Here is an 18,082-nt window from a genome sequence, read left to right as displayed (position 1 = left end):
CGGTCCGCGCTCCCCTCCGGTCGTTCACCCCGGACGTTCTTGCGCCCGATCGGTCGATCATCCCCAGGCTTGTCCACACCTGTGCGCAAGACGCTACGCGGGCACGCAGCGCTGAATGCGTGCGGGCCCGTGCAGGTGATGGTGGCCGGTGTCGGCGATCCCCCCGGATCGAACTGTGGAGGGGGGACGCTAACAACAGTGACGGCTTGCCACAAGCCGCCTGGTCGCGCAAGGCTGCAACGGGATGACGAGGACCGGCCTGGTTTGACCCTCTGTGCGGCGGCTGCGTACCCTGGACTGAACCGCGCCCGCGCAGGTGAGCCCAGTGCTGTCCATGGATGGTCTCGGCTCGTGCGGGTGTCGCAGCACCACCGTCCGAACCCGAAGCACGATGATCATCGACGGCTGCTCTGCCGCCGTCGACCCCAGGAGAGCCGACCGTGAGCAAGGGCAAGCGCACCTTCCAGCCGAACAACCGCCGCCGGGCCCGTACCCACGGCTTCCGGTTGCGGATGCGTACCCGCGCCGGCCGGGCCATCGTCGCCGCCCGCCGCGGCAAGGGCCGCGAGCGGCTCTCGGCCTGATTCGGCCGTCCCGGTGTTGCCGGCCGGATCCCGGCTCACGCGCCGGGACGAGTTCGCTTCCGTCGTCCGGCGGGGTCGACGCAGCGGCCGATCACGGCTCGTCGTCCACCTCCGTCGCGCCGACGGTGGGAGCGAGCCACGAGCGGGGTTCGTCGTGAGCAAAGCAGTCGGAAACGCCGTCGTCCGTCACCGGGTGACGCGTCGGCTCCGGCATCTCGTCGTGCCACGGCTCCGGCAGCTACCGCCGGACACCCTCCTCGTGGTCCGGGCACTCCCGCCCGCTGCAGCCGCCTCGTCGGCCGAGCTGGGCGAGGACCTCGACGCCGGCCTGCGGGGCGCGCTGCGAAAGCTCTCCGGAGCACGCGGTGAGTGACCCCGCGGGCCGTTCCGTCGTGGCGCGGGTCCTGATCGGTCTGCTGCACGGGTACCAGCGCTGGGTCTCGCCCGCGCTGCCCCCGACGTGCCGCTTCTACCCCACCTGTAGTGCCTATGCGGTCGAGGCGCTGCAGGTGCACGGCGTGCTGCGGGGCTCGTGGCTCACGCTCTGTCGGTTGCTGCGGTGCGCGCCGTGGCACCCTGGCGGTATCGACCCGGTGCCACCGCGCCGTCCCCGCCCGGCCCGGAACCACATCGAGGAGCAAGCGCCGTGCTGAACTTCATCTACTACCCGGTCTCGTTCATCCTCTGGGTATGGCACAAGGCGTTCGGCTACCTCTTCGGTGAGGCCAGCGGCATCACCTGGGCCCTCGCCGTCATCTTCCTGGTCTTCACGCTGCGCGCGATCCTGTACAAGCCGTTCGTCGGCCAGGTGCGCTCGATGCGCAAGATGCAGGAGTTCCAGCCGGAGATCGCGAAGCTCCGCAAGAAGTATGCGAACGACCGGCAGAAGCAGGCCGAGGAGATGCAGAAGCTCCAGAAGGAGCACGGCGTCAACCCGGTAGCCGGCTGTCTCCCCGTTCTCGTCCAGGTACCGGTCTTCATCGGCCTCTTCCACGTGCTGCGCGAGTTCGGCCCCGTCCTCCCCAACGGCGCACCGCGCACCGAGAACTACTTCTTCGACGCGAAGGGCGTCGAGTCGTTCAACGACGCGAGCTTCTTCGGCGCGAAGCTGGGCGCCTGGATCGTCAACCCCAAGCCGCCGCTCGATGTCCTCGGGACCACCGTGGCGCATCAGCTCATCCCCATGATCCCCCTGATGATCATGGCGGGCATCTTCACCCACATCACGGCGCGACACTCGGTCGCCCGCCAGACGGCGGCGCAGGGCGAGAACCCGCAGACCGCGATCATGAACAAGCTGATGTTGTACGTCTTCCCGATCGGCGTCGTCGTCGGTGCGCCGTTCCTGCCGCTCGCTGTGCTTCTCTACTGGGTATCCAACAACCTGTGGACCCTCGGCCAGCAGTACGTCGTGTACCGGCGCATCGACGCCGAGGAGTCGACGAAGCGCGAGCAGGCGGCCACCACTCGGCAGGCGCTGGCACCTCGCCCCGGCCAGAAGCCGGTCCGCCCCGAGCCGACCGTCGAGGAGCCCACGGCGAAGCGGCCCGGCGCGAAGCCGGTCGCCCGCAAGCCCACCACGCCTTCCAAGCCCACCGCAGCCTCCACGAACGGCGCCTCCAACGGCACGACCCCCGCTGCTACGCCGACGGCGGCAGCCGGCGGGGACGGGTCGGTCGCCAACGGGGACGGCTCCGTCCCCAACGGTGCGACGAGCGCGAACAGCACAGCAGGCGACTCCGCGAAGAGCCCACGCAGCGGCGGCGTGACCCGCTCGCCCGCGCGGCGCCCGCGCAAGCGCCGCTGACCACGAGCCATCCGCGGTCCGCCCTCGCCGGCGGCCGCAGCGGTGTGCCGGGTGACCGGCGTCATCGCAACCGTTTCGGAGAGGAGACGCATCGTGCCGAAGACTGCGCAGGACGGGGCCACCGAGAGCGTCGCCGCGAGCCCCGCGGCGAGCACCGCCGAGGACCAGCTGGTGCGCGAGGGCGACATCGCCGGTGACTACCTCGAGCGGCTACTCGACGTGCTCGACTACGACGGCGACATCGACCTCGACGTCGAGGCCGGGCGGGCGATCGTCAGCATCGACGGCGGCGAAGACCTCGACAAGCTGGTGGGCGAGCGGGGCGCGGTGCTCGAGGCACTACAGGAGCTCACCCGGCTCGCCGTCCAGCAGTCGTCCGGCAATCGGAGCCGGCTGATGCTCGACATCGCCGGGTGGCGGGAGGCGCGGCGCGAGGAGCTCACCAAGCTCGGGACCCGTACCGCGAAGGACGTGTTGGCGTCCGGGGAGTCCGTGCGGCTGCGCCCCATGACCCCCTTCGAGCGCAAGGTCGTGCACGACGCCGTCGCTCGCATCAAGGGCGTGTCGAGCGAGAGCGAGGGCGAGGAGCCGCGGCGGCAGGTCGTCGTCTTCCGCGGTGCCTGACCTCCCGGCCACCTCTGTTCCGATCGACGGGTTGGCCGGCTCCGTCTTCGGTGACCGGCTACCCCTCGCTCGGCGTTTCGCCGAGCATCTCGTCACCTCCGGTGTGGAGCGCGGTCTGATCGGACCCCGCGAAGCCCCCCGCGTCTGGGATCGGCACGTCCTCAACTGCGCCCTCGTCGCGGAACTCGTGCCGGATGGCGCGCGTCTTGTGGATGTGGGTTCGGGAGCGGGCCTCCCCGGGATACCGTTGGCGCTGGCTCGGCCCGATCTCGGCATCGTCCTCATCGAACCCCTCGCGCGTCGCGTGGAGTGGCTCCGCGAGGTGATCGCCGATCTCGGCCTGTCGGTGACGGTGGAGCGGGGTCGGGCCGAGGAGACTGTGGTCCGGCGGCGATGGGAGGGTGCCGACGTGGTGACCGCTCGCGCGGTCGCGCCCTTGGCGCGGCTTGCCGGTTGGAGCCTTCCGTTGCTGCGGCCGGGCGGGATCCTGCTCGCCATGAAGGGTGCCACTGCCCCGGCGGAGATCGAGCGGGACGCTGCTGCCGTCCGCAGGTTCGGCGGTGGGGTCCCACGGATCGAGCGAGCCGGCGTCGGAGTCATCGATCCCCCGAGCACGGTGGTCGTCATCGAGCGAGTGCGGGAGGCCGGGAAGCCCGACCGACCGCGCCGCAGGAGAGGGCAGGCGTGACGTTCAGAGTGTCCCAGCACGAGATGTCCCCACACCAGATGTCCCAGCGCGAGATGCTCCCTCCCGTTTCACGTGAAACACCGGGATGGACACCCATTGCCGAGGAGGCCGAACGCGCGGCCAGGGTGCTGCACCCCGACCGGCACCGGATGCCCCGTCCGTCGCATCGGCGGGTGATGACCGTCGCCAACCAGAAGGGCGGCGTCGGCAAGACCACGAGCACCGTCAACCTCGCTGCCGCGCTCGCGATGCACGGGGTCCGGGTGCTCGTCATCGACCTCGACCCGCAGGGCAACGCGAGCACCGCGCTCGCCGTCGAGCACCGGCTCGGCACGCCGTCGGTCTACGAGGCGTTGCTCGGCGAGATCCGCATCGCCGATGCGGCGGTCAGGAGCTCCGCCTCTCCCGACCTCCTGTGCGTCCCCGCCACGATCGACCTGGCCGGCGCGGAGATCGAGCTCGTCAGCATGGTCGCCAGGGAGAACCGGCTCAAGCAGGCGCTGTACGACGGCTCGCTCGACGAGCTCGGGGTCGACTACGTGTTCATCGACTGTCCCCCGTCGCTCGGGCTCCTCACCGTCAACGCCCTCGTGGCCGCCAGCGAGGTCCTGATCCCCATCCAGTGCGAGTACTACGCCCTGGAAGGGCTCGGGCAGCTGCTGAGCAACATCGACCTCGTGCGGTCGCACCTCAACACCGCCCTGCACGTCTCGACGATCCTGTTGACGATGTACGACGGCCGCACCAAGCTGGCCGACCAGGTCACCAACGAGGTCCGCAGCCACTTCGGCCCCACCGTCCTGCGCACGGTGATCCCCCGCAGCGTCAAGGTCTCCGAGGCGCCCGGGTACAGCCAGACCGTGCTGGCCTACGACCCCGGTTCGCGTGGGGCGATGAGCTACGTCGACGCGGCGCGTGAGATCTCCGAGCGGGGAGCCCGGATGGACCTTCCTGCCGATCCGGACGGGCGGTAGTCAGATGACCGAGCGGGGGACGCCTGTGGAGCGCGTGGCCACTCAGCGCAAGGGCGGGCTGGGACGCGGTCTGGCCGCGCTCATCCCGACTGCACCGGCAGCTCCGGCGCCGACCGCGGTCCTCACCGTCACCCCGGCCGCGCCGACCGGATCCTCGTCGGAGGGGCGCGGATCCCACCCCGTCGATCTGCCCACGTACCCGACCACCTCGTCGGTGGGCGGTGCGGTCTACCGCGAGATCGACCTCGCCGCCATCCGTCCCAACCCCCAGCAGCCGCGCACCAACTTCGACGATGAGAGCCTCGCCGAGCTGGAGCACTCGATCCGCGAGTTCGGGCTCCTGCAGCCGATCGTGGTCCGCGAGGCGACCTCCCCCGGTACCTACGAGCTCGTGATGGGCGAGCGCCGCTGGCGCGCCGCGCAGCGGGCGGGGCTGGCGCAGCTGCCGGCGATCGTCCGTCGCACCGGCGACGACGCGATGCTGCGCGATGCGTTGCTGGAGAACATCCACCGCGTCCAGCTCAACCCGCTCGACGAGGCGGCAGCCTACGAGCAGCTGCTCGCGGAGTTCGGCGTCACGCACACCGAGCTCGCCGACCGGCTGGGCCGGAGTCGGCCGGTCGTCACCAACACGATCCGCTTGCTGAAGCTGCCGGTATCGGTGCAGCGCCGGGTGGCGGCGGGCGTGCTGTCCGCCGGCCACGCCCGCGCGCTGCTCGGGCTGGATGACGCGGGCCGGCAGGAGGAGCTCGCGGCTCGCATCATCGCCGAGGGCATGTCCGTCCGGGCCACCGAAGAGGCAGTCGTCCTTCTTCGGCGCGAGTCCCCTGCGTCCGCGAAACCGACTCGCCGCAAGCCGATGTTGGCGCCCGGTGTCGAGGACCTGGCGAACCGGCTGTCCGACACGTTCGACACGCGCGTGAAGGTCGAGCTGGGTCAGCGCAAGGGTCGGATCGTCGTGGAGTTCGGGTCGGTCGAGGATCTGGAACGGATCGCGAAGCTGATGGACCGCCCCGGCACGGAGTGACCCACGGCCCTGTTTCACGTGAAACAGGGTCACGACCCGTCCCGGAGCGGGCCTACCGCCCGCCGGGCCGCCCGCTGTTTCACGTGAAACAGCTCAGCCGCGGGCGACCGCTCGCTCGACGAGAGCCGCATAGAGGTCACCCAGCTTCATCCCGGCCGCCCGGACGGCGGTGGGCAGCAGCGAGGTCTCGGTGAGCCCCGGCGAGACGTTCACCTCGAGGATCTGCACCCGTCCTTCGGTGTCGACCACCGCGTCCATGCGCGAGACGTCCCGCAGCCCGAGTAGCTGGTGAGCGGCGAGCGCGGTCTCCGCCAGGGTCCCCAGCGTGGCCTCGTCGAGGCGCGCCGGGCAGTGGAACGTCGCGGCTCCCGGCGTGTAGCGGGCGGTGTAGTCGTAGACGCCCCCCACGGCGTCGACCTCGACGGGAGGCAGCGCCCGCGGCTCGTCACCGTCGTGGACGACCGTGACGGCCACCTCCGTGCCGGCGACGAAGCGCTCGGCGAGCACCGTGTCGGCGTAGGCGAGGCAGCTGACCATCGCGGCGGGAAGCTCCGCTCGCTCGGTCACCACCTGGGAGCCGAGCGCTGAGCCGCCCTGGTCGGGCTTCAGCATCAGCGGCAGACCCAGGCGGTCGACCATCGCGTCCAGGACCGCCTGCGCGCCGAGCGCGCGGAACGTCGTGTGCGGCAGCGCGACCCAGTCCGGTGTGTCGAGTCCGGCGCGGGCCAACTCCGCCTTCGCCGTCGGCTTGTCCCAGGCGCGCCGGCAGGCCTGCGCGGGCGTCCCGACGAACGGCACCCCGAGTAGCTCGAGCACCGCCTGGACCGAGCCGTTCTCCCCCTCGCCCCCGTGCAGCGCGATCGCGACGGCGTCGGGCGGGTCGCTCCGGAGCCGCTCGACGAGCGCGGCGTCGACGTCCCACTCCCGTACGGATGCCCCCGCGTCGGACAGGGCGGCGGCGAGCCGCCGTCCGGATCGCAGGGACACCTCGCGCTCGTGGGACAGGCCCCCAGCCAGCACGGCCACAGTTCTTTCGGTCACCGCCGCATTCTCCGGTACGGCGATCTGTGATGCGGTCCCGGCTCGACGCCGCTCCGAGGTGAGCCGGGCGGCCGAGCGTCGAGGTGCGCTCGCCCGTCCTCAGGTGAACGCGGCGCCAACCTTGCCCCGTGCCTCAGCGGCGACAGGATGCGTGTCACGGACATGAGTTGCGCCAACGATCCACGTGGGAGTCGACGGTCGGTGCACGAACTCGGCGCTCCCTGCACGGCGACCTCCAGGCAGTCCCGCGGGAGCCACCGGACCCTCGCCGCCGCGGCCGTGCGGCACCGGTCCGACGAACGGACGCGTTGTTTCACGTGGAACAGCGGGAGAGTTCTGCCCGCGGCGCGCGCGCCTCGCATCGGATCGGGGGCTCGCCACGCAGGAGCGGGTGCTGCGCCAGAAGCGACTCGTGGACCTACGGAAACGGGCGGCAACGGGAGACGTGCGTCGGGCGGGCGTGCGACCCAGCGAGCAGGCGGGACGAGCCGCCAGCGCGGATGGCCGACAGACGGAGTCACGGGACTTGCCCCACCGAAGCGACCGCTCGGGCGCGGGGGAATCGCGCGAGCACCCACCCAGGGAACTCGCCATTCGCTGCCGAGCGTCCGGTCATGCGGGAACTGGATGCAGGCACCTCGGGTGGTGGTCCGCGAGTCTCACCCCGGATCTCGGCGACTCGAGGCGTTCTGTCGACTCGCGGACGGGGATGCGGACAGTCCGTGCGCGGGAACCCGGCGACTCATACCCTGCGACACGGCGAGTGCGGCTGACGCGCGACTCGCACGTGGGCGCGGAGCTCGGTCCCGGTATCTGGCAGCCACGGATGCGGCGTGCGCGCGGGATCCTGGCGGCTCGCGTCTGTGGACCGGGGTCGCGTCCAGAATCGTCTCGGCTCGCGGACGGGCGCGGGTGGCTCGTGTGCGTGTTGTCGTGCGACCTCCGCGCGATATGGACACATGTCGCTGTCGAGAGCCGGGTTCCCGCCGCGACATGTGTCCATATCGCGGTCAGGGCGGTTGAGCGGGTGCTCGCTCGTCGGGCCGGCGGTCGCGCGCGGGATCGGCGTCGCGGGTGGGGAGGCTGCTCTCGCGCGGGATCGGACGCTGGCGCCTCGGGGTCGGGTGGCTCGCGCATCGGATCCGTGCCGCTCGTGAGCTGCCGCCCCGTGACATGGCTCCATGTCGCTGTTCGCGGCCCGCTTCCGACCGCGACACGTGTCCATGTCGCGGCCGGGGCCGCGAACCGCGCGCGGCCGGGTCAGCCGCCTCAGGCCGGTGCGGCCGGGACGGGTCTACCGGCGCCGCGGGGTCAGGGGGTGTGGGGGCTGGGGGCCTGGGGACCGTTGCGTGCCGGCGCGGGGCCGACCGCGGACCGGGCAGGCGAGCCGAAGGTCCGCATGACGTCCAGCTCCGCCTCGAGCACGCCGGCGAGCCTCCGGACGCCCTCGGTGATGCGCTCCGGGGTCGGGTAGCAGTAGGACAACCGAAGCTGCCGGCTGCCGAACCCGTCGGCGTAGAAGCCGGTGCCGGAGGCGTAGGCGACGCGGGCGGTGACGGCTCGCGGCAGCATCGCCTTCGTGTCGACGCCCTCCGGCACGGTGACCCAGACGTAGAAACCGCCGTCGGGCACGTTCCACGTGCAACCGTCGGGCAGGTACGTGTCGAGGGCGTCCAGCAGGGCGTCGCGCCGGTCGCGGTAGGCCTCGGCGAAGGTCTTGATCTGGCTGCGCCAGTCGTGTCCGGTGAGGTATCGCGACACGAGCATCTGCGTGAAGCTCGGCGGGCACAGGGTGGCCGACTCGGCGGCGAGCACGAGCCGGTCGCGCACCGCGGGCGGCACCAGTGCCCACCCCACGCGCAGGCCGGACGCGAACGTCTTGGAGAACGATCCGAGGTAGACCACCGAGCGGTCGAGGGAGCGCAGGGCCGGGTAGGTACGGCCGCTGAACCCGAGCAGCCCGTAGGGGTTGTCCTCGACGACGCCGACCCCGTAGGAGGCGCAGATCTCCAGCACCTCGGCGCGGCGCTCGACGGCGAGGGTGACGCCCGCGGGGTTGTGGAAGTTCGGGATCGTGTACAGGAACTTCGGTGTGACCCCCTGTGCGGCGAGCGTGCGCAGCGCCTCGCGCAGCAGTTCCGGGACGAGGCCGTGCTCGTCCATCGCGACGTGCACGACGCGGGCCTGGTAGGCGGCGAAGCTGCCGAGCGCCCCGACGTAGGACGGGCCTTCGGCGAGCACGACGTCGCCCGGGTCGCAGTAGATGCGGGTGACGAGGTCGAGCGCCATCTGCGAGCCGACGGTGACGACCACGTCGTCCGGGTCGGCGCGGATACCCTCCAGCGCCATCACCTCGCAGATCTGCTCGCGCAGCGCGGGCACTCCCTGCGCGGAGCCGTACTGCAGTGCCACCTCGCCCTCGCGCTGCACGAGGTCGGCCACCTCGGCGGCCAGCGCGCCGAGGGGCAGGGCGGCGAGGTTGGGCATGCCGCCGGCCAGCGAGACGACCTCGGGCCTGCTCGCCACCGCGAACAGGGCGCGGATCTCCGATGCGGTCATGCCTGCCGTGCGAGCGGCGAAGCGCTCGGCCGGCACCGCTGCTGCTGCCGCGTCGATGCCGGACGGTCGTTGAGACGGGGGCACGGCCGACTGCGGCACGGTGGATCCTCCCGGGATTTCCTCGGCAGCGGGGACGCCGATCGGGGGCTGCGGCCCATCGAGTGTAACCGGGAAGAGGGAACATCCTTCAGTTCGTCGTAGGTGAGACACCAGTCGCAGTACTCGGGGTGTCGTTCCTTGCTGGATCGATCTATGGTCGAGAAGTCGGCGCGAGGGGCGGCGGCGTTCTCTCCATGGATCTGGTCGCCGGAGGTTGCTCTTGTCGTGGCACATGGCGCCCCTCACCCTGGACAATCTCGACGACTTGCCCAAGCGGTGTCGTCGATGCGTGTTCTGGGAGCTGTCGGAGCATCTCGGTAAGCAAGCCGCGGATTTCGGGTCCACCGAGCTCGAGAAGGAGGCCTGGGTCTCCGAGGTGCTTCTCGAGTGGGGATCGTGCGGCCGCATCGTCCACATGGACGGCGTCCCGGCCGGCTACGTGATCTACGCCCCGCCCTCGGCGTCGCCGCGGGCGGCGGAGCTGCCGACCGGTCCGGTCAGCGCCGACGCGGTGCTCCTCACCACGATGCAGGTGATGCCGGAGTTCGCGGGCGAGGGCTTGGGCCGGATGCTCGCTCAGGCCGTCGTGCGTGATCTCACGCGCCGCGGTGTGAAGGCGATCGAGGTGTTCGGCGAGCAGCGGCCCGGCGACGAGCCCGGCTGCCTCATCCCCGCCGACTTCCTCCGCGGCGTCGGGTTCAAGACCATCCGGCCCCACCCGCGGTACCCGCGCCTACGGATGGAGCTGCGCTCCGCGATGACCTGGAAGGAGGACGTGGAGGCCGCGCTCGAACAGTTGCTCGGCACGATCACGATCCCGATGCAGGCATCCAGTGTGAGCGAGCAGCCGCGCCGTCAGGTACCCACCCGCTCCTGAGCGACGCTCTCACGCCCGTACAGGGCGCTCTGTAGCGGACGCTGACGAGCTGGGGGGATCAGGCTGGTGCGAGGGCCTGCACCTCGTTGTCCTGCGGTTCAGGCGCCAGTACATCGCGAAAAGTTGATGTACTAGCGCCTGATATGTCCGTTATGACCGATCTTGCGGTCAGATGGCCTGCGCTCCGCGCTCCAGCTCGCGGGCAAGCACGTCGGAGAACGTGAAGGTGCCGGTGGGCTGATCGTCCTGACCCAACAGGTACAGCCGCTTCACGGCGACGAGGATGCCCTCGGCCACCACATCGCGGAACGCCGGATCGAGCAGCCGCTTGCGGTCGCCGATGTGGGAGAGATACCCGATCTCGACCCGGACCGTGGGCATCCGCGTCAGCCGCAGCAGCTCCCAGGTTCGGCCCTGGGTGCGGCAGTCGTACATCGCGGTGCGGGTGAGCAGCTCCCGCTGGATGAACCCGGCGAGTGCTTCGCCGACCGTGGACGTGGATCCGGAGCCGTTACCGAAATGAAATGTGGCAAGACCCTGGGCGTGCATGCTGCGGTTGGCGTCGGTGTGCAGTGACAGCACGAGGTCGGCGCCCGCGTTGTTGGCGAATGCGGCTCGATCGGTCTCGGCGGGGCAGGTGTCCTCCTGCCGCGACAGCATCGCGTCCATACCTGTGGCCGTCATCCGGCCGACGAGCCGACGGGCGAGATCCCACATGAGATCGGCCTCGGCGACACCAGCCGCCATGATGCCGCGGTCAGGCCCCCCGTGGCCGGGGTCGACCACGATCCGCTTGCCGCGCAGCCGTGGGCCTGCCTGGCGCAGCAGCTCCTGCTCGCGCAGCAGGTGGGGCCGGCCGCCGGTGACCTTGCGGCCGAGCTGGCGGAGCGAGCGCAACGTGGCAGGCCCGCACAGCCCGTCGGGCACGAGACCGTACTCACGCTGGAACTTCCGCAGGGCGGCCTCGGTCTGCTCGTCGAAGACGCCACCGGGACGCCCGGGGTTGTACCCGAGCTCGAGCAGCCGTTCCTGCAGAGCGACGACATCGTCGCCGCTCATCGGCGCGGAGATCATCAGCGCGAGCATCCGGTCGCCGAGGGTCCACCCGGCCTCCCGTAGCGCGCGGTAGGTGGCCGGACCGACGAGCCCGTCGGTGATCAGGCCCCGCTGCTGCTGGAACGCACGTACGGCCTGTTCAACGGCGTGGTCGAAGCGGTCGGCCCCCGGACTCTCCGGACTGTCGCCGAGCAGGCCGAACCGTCGCAGCGTGGACCGGATCTCGACGACGGCCGGACCGCTGTCACCTCGGCGCAGCAGCTGCATGCACTCCTCGCTCGTTCGTCAGGCACCGTCGCTGCGGTGCTCGGATCGTCGCTCATTGTGCCCTGCCGGTTCCCTGATGGGGGATGGCGGGCCGTGTCGGCCGATGTTTGTGTCGTGATAGACAAGTACCCCGCTTCCGGCTTCGGAAGCGGGGTACTTGGGGGTGGATCGAATCAGCCCAGGTAGTCGGCGAGATCGGAGAGCAACGCCGCCTTCGGCTTGGCTCCGACGATCTGCTTGACCGGCTTACCGTCCTGAAAGACGATCATCGTCGGGATGGACATGACCTGGTAGTCCCGGGCGGTCGACGGGTTGGCGTCGATGTCCAGCTTGGCCACGGTCAGCTTGTCCTTGTTCTCACCGGCGATCTCGTCGAGAACGGGCGCCACCATCTTGCACGGCCCGCACCAGGTGGCCCAGAAGTCGACCACGACCGTTTTGTCGCTCTTGAGGACGTCAGCGTCGAATGAGTCGTCGGTGACGTTCACCGTGTTGGCCATTGGAATCTCCGTTCGTCGGTGAGGATCAAAGAATTCGTTCAGCCGGTGACCGCGGCGACCTGCTCGGCCACCTGGCCGTAGCCGCCGCCCGCCAGCTCGCTGGGCACCGGGCCGTCGGCCAGCCAGCGCTCGGCGTCGATCGCCGCGGCGCAGCCCGAGCCCGCAGCGGTGATCGCCTGCCGGTAGGTCTTGTCGACGAGGTCACCCGAGGCGAACACGCCGGGGATGGCGGTGCGCGTGCTCGGCGCCTGGACCTTGACGTACCCCTCCTCGTCGGTCTCGAGCACGTCGCGGACGAGTCCGCTGCGCGGGTCGTGCCCGATCGCGACGAACATGCCCGACACCTCCAGGAGGGACTCCTCGCCGGTGACCGTGTCGCGGAGCTTCAGGCCGGCCACGCTGTTCTCGCCCACGACTTCGACGACCTCCGCGTTGGTGCGCCAGCGCATCTTCGGCTCGTTCCTCGCGCGCTCCAGCATGATCCTGGAAGCTCGGAAGTCCTCGCGGCGGTGCACGATCGTGACCGATCGGGCGAACCGGGTGAGGAAGATGGCCTCCTCCATCGCCGAGTCGCCGCCGCCGATCACGGCGATGTCCTTGTCGCGGAAGAAGAAGCCGTCACACGTGGCACAGGCGCTCACGCCGCGACCCAGGAGCAGCTGCTCTCCGGGAACGTGCAGGTAACGGGCGGCCGCGCCCATGGCCAGCACCACCGCGCGGGCCCGGTAGGTGACGCCGTTGGCGAGGACGGTCTTGACCTCGCCCTCCAGCGACACCTCCTCGACGTCCTCGGCGCGCAGGTCGGCGCCGAAGCGCGCGGCCTGGTTGCGCATCTGTTCCATGAGCTCGGGGCCCATGATGCCGTCGGTGAAGCCGGGGTAGTTCTCGACCTCGGTGGTGGTCATCAGGGCGCCACCGAACTGAGTGCCCTCGAAGACCAACGGCCGCAGCTGAGCCCGAGCCGCGTAGACGGCTGCGGTGTACCCGGCCGGCCCGGACCCGATGATGATCAGCTCACGCACCTCGTCGGTGGTCACTGGCGCCACGCCTCCCCTGTTTGTCTGTGCTTGTCAACAGAATCCCAGTGACGAGCATTCCGGCAGCTACCGGGCACCGGCCGGGGGTGAGCCGGATCACCCACCGATCTTTATGGACGCCAGCAGCGCGCCGCCTCCGGGCCCGCATCCCGGGTCGACGACCGCCACGTCGAAGATGCCCAGCCGCCCCGTGGCCAGCACGAGCAGCACCCCCTCGCGGCCGTCGAGCTCGACCCGGCGGCCACCCAGGAGCATGGCGTCGGGCACCAGCGCGGGCGCGACGGCGCGCAGGCATCCCGCACGCCGTCGGGGGTCGGCGAGGTCGCCGGCATCGGTGGCGCCGACGGCCGCCCGGGCGACCGCGGCCAGGTTCACACGATCGACGGACGGCGGCGCAGCGGGCCGGTTCCATACGACACCGGCGACGACGAGAGCGGCGAGCACCGCCGCGGCGCCGACGGACGGCCGGGGCCACCGCCGTGCCGAGCGGGTGCGCCCGGGTCGAGACGTCCCCCCCGGACGGCCAGGTGGTGTCCCGCGGCGCGGACCGGGATCAGCCGGGGCATCCCCGGGGTCGGCCCGGGGGCCTGGAGCAGCCTCGGCGGCGGAGGCCGCTTCGCGCTCCAGGGCTGCATCCCACCGCGCGGCGAACTCCGGTGGCACCGCCGGCGGGGGCAGCGCCGCCAGCTCGGCGCGGGTGGCAGCGAGCGCGTCCAGCACCGCCGTCGAGTCGGCGTCGGCAGCTGCGGCCGCGCGCACCTCTGCGGCGCGTGCGGGGTCGAGCAGCCCGGCATCCAGGTCGGCGAGCTCCGCGAGGTCGGGGTGTTCGGCGGTCATCGCTCCTCCTCCCGCAGGTGCCCGAGCAGCACCGCCAGGCGCGCCCGGCCCCGTGCGCAGCGGCTCTTCACCGTGCCCACCGGGACCTCCAGCAGCTCTGCGGCCTCCATCACCGGCCAACCCTGCACGTCCACCAGCACCACGGCCAACCGCTGCTCGACGGGCAGCGCCGCCAGCGCGGCGTCGACCGTCAGCCGGGTGACCAGCTCGGAGGCGATGTCGGGCTGGCCGGCCGCGAGATCGCGGTCCGGCAGCGGGACGGTGGTGTGCCTGCGCTCGTGCCGGATCCGGTCGATGCAGCTGTTGACCAGGATCCGGTGGAGCCAGGTGCGCACCGAAGCGTCCCCCCGGTACGAGCCGGCGCGCCGGAACGCCGCCACGAGGGTCTCCTGGACGGCGTCGGCGGCGTCCTCAGGATCACGCAGGGTGCGCAGCGCCAGCCCCCACAGCCGGGACCGGTAGCGCGCAGCCAGCTCGGCGAACGCGTGCCGGTCGCCCGCCCGGTGCGCGAACAGCAGCTCCGCGTCTGTGGGAGCCGGGGAGCACACGAGGCGGAGACTAGGTGGCGGCTGCCGCCTCCCGTGGCCGTTCCGGAGAACTGGTGGTGATCAGGAACCGGAGCGGCGTACCGGTGACTCGGTGAGCAGGACTTCACGTGGTTCTTCAGCTCGACCGGCACTGGTCCGGCGAGTGGTACTCCAGGAGCCAGGCAACGGCCCGGCGGGCGCGTTGGATCTGCTCGTGGTCCCGGTGCAGGACGTAGGTGTCGTTGGCCAGGTGGAGGAAACTGTCGAACTCGAACGCCAGCTGGGTGGGTTCCTTGTCGCGGATGTCCAGCTGACCTGCTTCGCAGGCGTCGCTGATGATGTCGGTGAGCAGACTTGTCCATGCGATGTGGTGGTTGACGAGAAGTTCGCGGACATCACCGGCACGGGCCCCGAACTCTGAGCTGGCAGACGCGAAGAAGCAGCCGCCCGGGAACGTGTGCTGGGCGTAGGTCAGGAAATTCTCGGACAAGGCGCGTAGTCGCGCGATCGGCTCGGGTGCGCTCAGTGCGGGGCCGATCACCTGGGCGTTCATGATGTCGGCTGCCGCGGCGATGGTGGCCAGCTGGAGCTCCAGCTTGGAGCCGAAGTGGGCGTAGAGCCCTCCCTTGCTCATCCCGGTTGCGACCGCCAGATCCGCGATCGACAGACCGTCCAGGCCTCGCTCGGTGGCCAGGCTGGTCGCCGCTTCCATGATGGCCCGGTAGCTGCGCTCTCCGTCGGATCGCCGGGTGCGGCGTGATGCGGGAGAACGGGGGGCGCCCCCGGTGGTGACTCCCCGCTCAGGCGTCGGACTGTCCATGGTTGACAAGTAGACCCGGGCGATCGTAGCCTCAGCAAGAAAGAACGATCGATCGTACTAACTCTTGCCATCGCCGCAGGTGAGGCGCTCGCCTGCGCCCGTCCGAGGGACGGTGCTGTACCTGGTGGGCGAACGCCGGTGAGAGATCCAGCCGAAACGGGGCGTCCGATGTCTGACCGCGAAGAGGCAAGAATGCACCTGCCCTATGCAGATGAGAAAATCGAAGGCGTGCGGGTGGAACGGTACGGAGAGCCGTCTTCGCTGCCCTCCTTGCTTTTCGTGCACGGCGGTACCCAGGGGAGCTGGGCCTGGGAGCATGTCGCTCGGGATCTGGCCGGCCGCGGATGGCATTCCTCCTGTCTGAACTGGTTCGGCCACCACGGTTCTGACGCTCTGGCGCCTGCCGAGGCACGTGAACGCTCCATCATGGATGTCACGCGAGAGATACGCGTGGTGGCTGATCGACTGCCCGATGATCCCGTGCTCATCGCCCACAGTATGGGCGGCCTCGCGGCCCTGGCATATGCGAGCAAGTATCCCGTGAAAGCCCTGGTGTTGCTCACCCCCGTCGTGCCCGGGAAGCATGCCGGTGCAGAAATCCCGTTGCCGATCGACCCCTCGACAATGTGGCTCATTCCAGCCGAAGCGCTCCGTCAGGTGTTCTGGGACGCGGTGGGCGACGACGAAGCGCAGAGATATGCGTCTTTGGTCGTCCCGGAATCCCCTCGGGCGGTCATCGAGGCCACCCGGTGGACGGTTGATCTCGACGTGAGCAGTATTACCGCTCCCGCGTACCTGCTGGGAGCGGAGCGCGATTCGGTCGTACCCCACGAGTTCGTCGAGTCCCTCGCGGAGGAAATGGGCGCAGAGTACGATCTCCTGCCCGAGCAAGGGCACGGCGTCATTCTGAATCCCATCCGGGAGGATGTCGCCGCTCGCATTTCCAGGTGGCTGGACAAGACGGTCAGGTAGCCGTCCTGCGCCGCGTTCTCCGATCAGGAACCGGCGCGGCGGAACTGCACCTCGTCGATCTCGCTGGAATGGGCGTCGCCGCCACCGCTGAGCTTCGAGATCCACAGCAGCACGTGGGTGACCGGCTGGCTTCCCGCCAGTGACACCGGGGTGCTGTGATCCCTCAGCGTGACCTCGGTGATCGGTACGGTCTCGTCGAACGCCGCATCCGGGGCGGGAGCCGAGCGGACCTGGATCACCGTGCCGGCGCTCGGCGACTCGATCGTGAGCTCGGAGAGCTGCACGGCCGACGCGAACGACACCATGACCCCGACACCGGGCTTGAGTGCCGGGAACTGCTGCTTGTAGCTGAAGGTGCTCCACCCGCTCGACGGGTCGCCGTCGATCACGCGGGACACCCGGGTGGAGTTGTCGCGGTCGCCCACGGTGTCGTAGACCTGGACGCCGGCAACCGCCGCCACGCCGCCCGGTGCGGCCGCCGGATCGGGCTGTGTGGCGTCGGCGGGTGCGGCGGCCGGGGCGGAGACGGACCCACCGTCGACCTTGATGGGTGGCGCGTCGCCTTCCGAGAACACCGAACCGAGCTGCACCGCGATGTAGCCGAGCACCAGGAGGACGGCGACGGCGAGCGCGGACAGCCCGGTGGCGAGCTTCCGCCTGCGTCGCGGGTCGGAAGGGGTGACCGGGCGCCCCTTGTCCTGCCACACGTCGCCCGGTCCGGAAGGGACACCGTCGTCGGCCGGGGGGAACAGCGCCATGCGGTCGTGCTCGGCGACCACCTCGTCGAGGAGGCGGTGCACCGCGGCGGCGGTGTGCACCTGGCCGGGTGCGCCTGCGGGGCCGAGCGTGCCCCGGGTGAGTGCGTCGAGCTCGACGGGTACACCCGGTCGTTGCTCCGAAGGGGGCACGAGAGAGCCGCCCGGCGAGCGCTCGGCCGCGCCGAGGCCGGCAAGCGCGGCGTCGGCGCTCGACAGCGGCCACCGCGAGGTGAGGAGGGTGTAGAGCACCGCGCCGAGCCCACGGACGTCATCGGCGGCGGTGACGTTGGGACGGGGCAGCGCGAAGCAGAGCTGTGCACGCCCCTCCGGGGTGATCCGCACGCGTTGCGGGTGGTCGCAGCCCAGCACGAGGCCGTGGCGGTGGGCCTCCTCGGCCGCCGCTGCCAGCGGGGCCACGGCGCGAGCTGCCGCGATCGGCTTGATCAGCCCGTCGGCCACGACCTCGGCGAGGCTGCGTCCGGGCACCCACTCGGTGACCGCCACCCCCAGCACGTCGTGGGGTATGCCGCCGGTGCCGGGAGCCAGGACGTCGAGCAGCCGGGCGCATCCGCTGTGCTCGAAACTGCCTGCGCGCAGGGCGCGCGCGACGATCTCGTCGGCGCGCGCGGCGGCCTCGCTCTCCGAGATGCTCTCGCCGGTGAACCTCCGCAGCACGGTGGCGCCCACGTCACGACGCAGGATCGTGTCCTCGGCCTGCCAGAACTCGGCGCCGGCCGCTGCATCGGAACCGACGCGCGTGCGCAGCCGGTAACGGCCGGCGAGCTCGGTGCCCGCGATGGTGCTGGATGGGACCGCGGGAACGGTGGGAGTCTCCGAAGACGGCCCCAGCCGAACCGTGGGCGCATCCTCCGGACGCTTCTGCTCCGGGACGAATGGTGTGGGCGCCGCATCGGTGGTGGGCGCTCCCCCCTCCCATGGCGCCGCCGCACCCGACGGTGGGCTCGCCAACTCACTCACTTCCACGACCTCCCCAGACACCGCGAACCACTCCCGCCCCACTCGAAGGG

19 protein-coding genes are annotated in these 18,082 nt (G+C 70.8%); 10 read left to right on the top strand and 9 right to left on the bottom strand.

Annotation, left to right across the window (positions count from 1 at the left end):
* Window positions 1-440: 440 nt before the first annotated feature.
* The 8 genes from rpmH (at window position 441) to ACQPZA_RS37175 (ending at window position 5,704) form a co-directional block, all read left to right on the top strand.
* The gene (gene rpmH / locus ACQPZA_RS37210; RefSeq protein WP_169399592.1) at window positions 441-584 is read left to right on the top strand and encodes a 50S ribosomal protein L34; all 144 of its coding nucleotides are present in this window, start codon (window positions 441-443) and stop codon (window positions 582-584) included.
* A gap of 13 nt (window positions 585-597) precedes the next feature.
* On the top strand, window positions 598-957 hold the full coding sequence (gene rnpA / locus ACQPZA_RS37205; RefSeq protein WP_433277272.1) for a ribonuclease P protein component: 360 nt from the start codon (window positions 598-600) through the stop codon (window positions 955-957).
* Window positions 950-1,237, top strand: a complete 288-nt coding sequence (gene yidD / locus ACQPZA_RS37200) for a membrane protein insertion efficiency factor YidD (RefSeq protein WP_169399594.1) — start codon at window positions 950-952, stop codon at window positions 1,235-1,237. The genes rnpA and yidD overlap by 8 nt, the downstream gene beginning before the upstream one ends.
* Entirely contained in the window at window positions 1,231-2,391 is a 1,161-nt protein-coding gene (gene yidC / locus ACQPZA_RS37195; RefSeq protein WP_433277270.1) for a membrane protein insertase YidC, read from the top strand. The genes yidD and yidC overlap by 7 nt, the downstream gene beginning before the upstream one ends.
* 93 nt (window positions 2,392-2,484) lie before the next feature.
* Complete coding sequence (locus ACQPZA_RS37190; protein WP_433277268.1) at window positions 2,485-3,015, top strand: protein jag; 531 nt, start codon at window positions 2,485-2,487, stop codon at window positions 3,013-3,015.
* Entirely contained in the window at window positions 3,008-3,703 is a 696-nt protein-coding gene (rsmG, locus tag ACQPZA_RS37185; RefSeq protein ID WP_433277267.1) for a 16S rRNA (guanine(527)-N(7))-methyltransferase RsmG, read from the top strand. Before ACQPZA_RS37190 ends, rsmG begins: the two co-directional genes overlap by 8 nt.
* A 53-nt stretch (window positions 3,704-3,756) precedes the next feature.
* On the top strand, window positions 3,757-4,677 hold the full coding sequence (locus tag ACQPZA_RS37180; RefSeq protein ID WP_407692257.1) for a ParA family protein: 921 nt from the start codon (window positions 3,757-3,759) through the stop codon (window positions 4,675-4,677).
* Window positions 4,678-4,681: 4 nt separating this feature from the next.
* On the top strand, window positions 4,682-5,704 hold the full coding sequence (locus tag ACQPZA_RS37175; protein ID WP_169399597.1) for a ParB/RepB/Spo0J family partition protein: 1,023 nt from the start codon (window positions 4,682-4,684) through the stop codon (window positions 5,702-5,704).
* A 93-nt stretch (window positions 5,705-5,797) separates the two neighbouring features.
* On the opposite strand, the gene ACQPZA_RS37170 is transcribed toward ACQPZA_RS37175, so the two are convergent.
* Window positions 5,798-6,745, bottom strand: coding sequence for a D-alanine--D-alanine ligase family protein (locus ACQPZA_RS37170; protein WP_169399598.1), 948 nt, complete (start codon window positions 6,743-6,745; stop codon window positions 5,798-5,800).
* Between the two features lie 1,311 nt (window positions 6,746-8,056).
* The gene (locus tag ACQPZA_RS37165; protein ID WP_433283145.1) at window positions 8,057-9,388 is read right to left on the bottom strand and encodes a PLP-dependent aminotransferase family protein; all 1,332 of its coding nucleotides are present in this window, start codon (window positions 9,386-9,388) and stop codon (window positions 8,057-8,059) included.
* A 235-nt stretch (window positions 9,389-9,623) separates the two neighbouring features.
* Between ACQPZA_RS37165 and ACQPZA_RS37160 the strand changes: the two genes are divergently transcribed.
* Window positions 9,624-10,280, top strand: coding sequence for a GNAT family N-acetyltransferase (locus ACQPZA_RS37160; protein ID WP_407692271.1), 657 nt, complete (start codon window positions 9,624-9,626; stop codon window positions 10,278-10,280).
* A 168-nt stretch (window positions 10,281-10,448) separates the two neighbouring features.
* Here ACQPZA_RS37160 and ACQPZA_RS37155 read toward each other — a convergent pair whose 3' ends face one another.
* The 6 genes from ACQPZA_RS37155 to ACQPZA_RS37130 form a co-directional block, all read right to left on the bottom strand.
* Window positions 10,449-11,603, bottom strand: a complete 1,155-nt coding sequence (locus ACQPZA_RS37155; protein WP_433277263.1) for an N-acetylmuramoyl-L-alanine amidase — start codon at window positions 11,601-11,603, stop codon at window positions 10,449-10,451.
* A gap of 173 nt (window positions 11,604-11,776) precedes the next feature.
* Window positions 11,777-12,103, bottom strand: coding sequence for a thioredoxin (gene trxA, locus ACQPZA_RS37150; protein WP_169400095.1), 327 nt, complete (start codon window positions 12,101-12,103; stop codon window positions 11,777-11,779).
* 38 nt (window positions 12,104-12,141) lie between these two features.
* Window positions 12,142-13,140, bottom strand: a complete 999-nt coding sequence (gene trxB, locus ACQPZA_RS37145; RefSeq protein ID WP_433277261.1) for a thioredoxin-disulfide reductase — start codon at window positions 13,138-13,140, stop codon at window positions 12,142-12,144.
* 96 nt (window positions 13,141-13,236) lie between these two features.
* The gene (locus ACQPZA_RS37140; protein WP_433277259.1) at window positions 13,237-13,977 is read right to left on the bottom strand and encodes a hypothetical protein; all 741 of its coding nucleotides are present in this window, start codon (window positions 13,975-13,977) and stop codon (window positions 13,237-13,239) included.
* Window positions 13,974-14,525 carry an RNA polymerase sigma factor SigM gene (sigM, locus tag ACQPZA_RS37135; RefSeq protein ID WP_169400092.1) on the bottom strand — a complete coding sequence of 184 codons (552 nt, stop codon included), beginning with the start codon at window positions 14,523-14,525 and terminating at the stop codon, window positions 13,974-13,976. Before sigM ends, ACQPZA_RS37140 begins: the two co-directional genes overlap by 4 nt.
* 115 nt (window positions 14,526-14,640) lie before the next feature.
* Entirely contained in the window at window positions 14,641-15,216 is a 576-nt protein-coding gene (locus ACQPZA_RS37130; RefSeq protein WP_433277257.1) for a TetR/AcrR family transcriptional regulator, read from the bottom strand.
* 300 nt (window positions 15,217-15,516) lie between these two features.
* On the opposite strand from ACQPZA_RS37130, the gene ACQPZA_RS37125 reads away from it, so the two are divergent.
* On the top strand, window positions 15,517-16,296 hold the full coding sequence (locus ACQPZA_RS37125; RefSeq protein WP_433277255.1) for an alpha/beta hydrolase: 780 nt from the start codon (window positions 15,517-15,519) through the stop codon (window positions 16,294-16,296).
* A gap of 23 nt (window positions 16,297-16,319) precedes the next feature.
* On the opposite strand, the gene ACQPZA_RS37120 is transcribed toward ACQPZA_RS37125, so the two are convergent.
* Entirely contained in the window at window positions 16,320-18,032 is a 1,713-nt protein-coding gene (locus tag ACQPZA_RS37120) for a protein kinase family protein (RefSeq protein ID WP_433277253.1), read from the bottom strand.
* Window positions 18,033-18,082 lie beyond the last annotated feature (50 nt).

Source organism: Pseudonocardia xinjiangensis, assembly GCF_050948425.1.
Taxonomy (GTDB): Bacteria; Actinomycetota; Actinomycetes; order Mycobacteriales; family Pseudonocardiaceae; genus Pseudonocardia; species Pseudonocardia xinjiangensis.
Note: the sequence above shows the minus strand (reverse complement) of the source record. Positions and strands in the feature narration are given on the sequence as shown.

Excerpts from the sequence above, each read along its gene's own strand:
- ACQPZA_RS37180 (WP_407692257.1), top strand. The coding sequence starts at position 3,757 with ATGCTCCCTCCCGTTTCACGTGAAACACCGGGATGGACACCCATTGCC.
- ACQPZA_RS37175 (WP_169399597.1), top strand. The coding sequence starts at position 4,682 with ATGACCGAGCGGGGGACGCCTGTGGAGCGCGTGGCCACTCAGCGCAAG.
- ACQPZA_RS37155 (WP_433277263.1), bottom strand. The coding sequence starts at position 11,603 with ATGCAGCTGCTGCGCCGAGGTGACAGCGGTCCGGCCGTCGTCGAGATC.
- trxA (WP_169400095.1), bottom strand. The coding sequence starts at position 12,103 with ATGGCCAACACGGTGAACGTCACCGACGACTCATTCGACGCTGACGTC.
- ACQPZA_RS37140 (WP_433277259.1), bottom strand. The coding sequence starts at position 13,977 with ATGACCGCCGAACACCCCGACCTCGCGGAGCTCGCCGACCTGGATGCC.
- ACQPZA_RS37130 (WP_433277257.1), bottom strand. The coding sequence starts at position 15,216 with ATGGAAGCGGCGACCAGCCTGGCCACCGAGCGAGGCCTGGACGGTCTG.
- ACQPZA_RS37125 (WP_433277255.1), top strand. The coding sequence starts at position 15,517 with ATGCACCTGCCCTATGCAGATGAGAAAATCGAAGGCGTGCGGGTGGAA.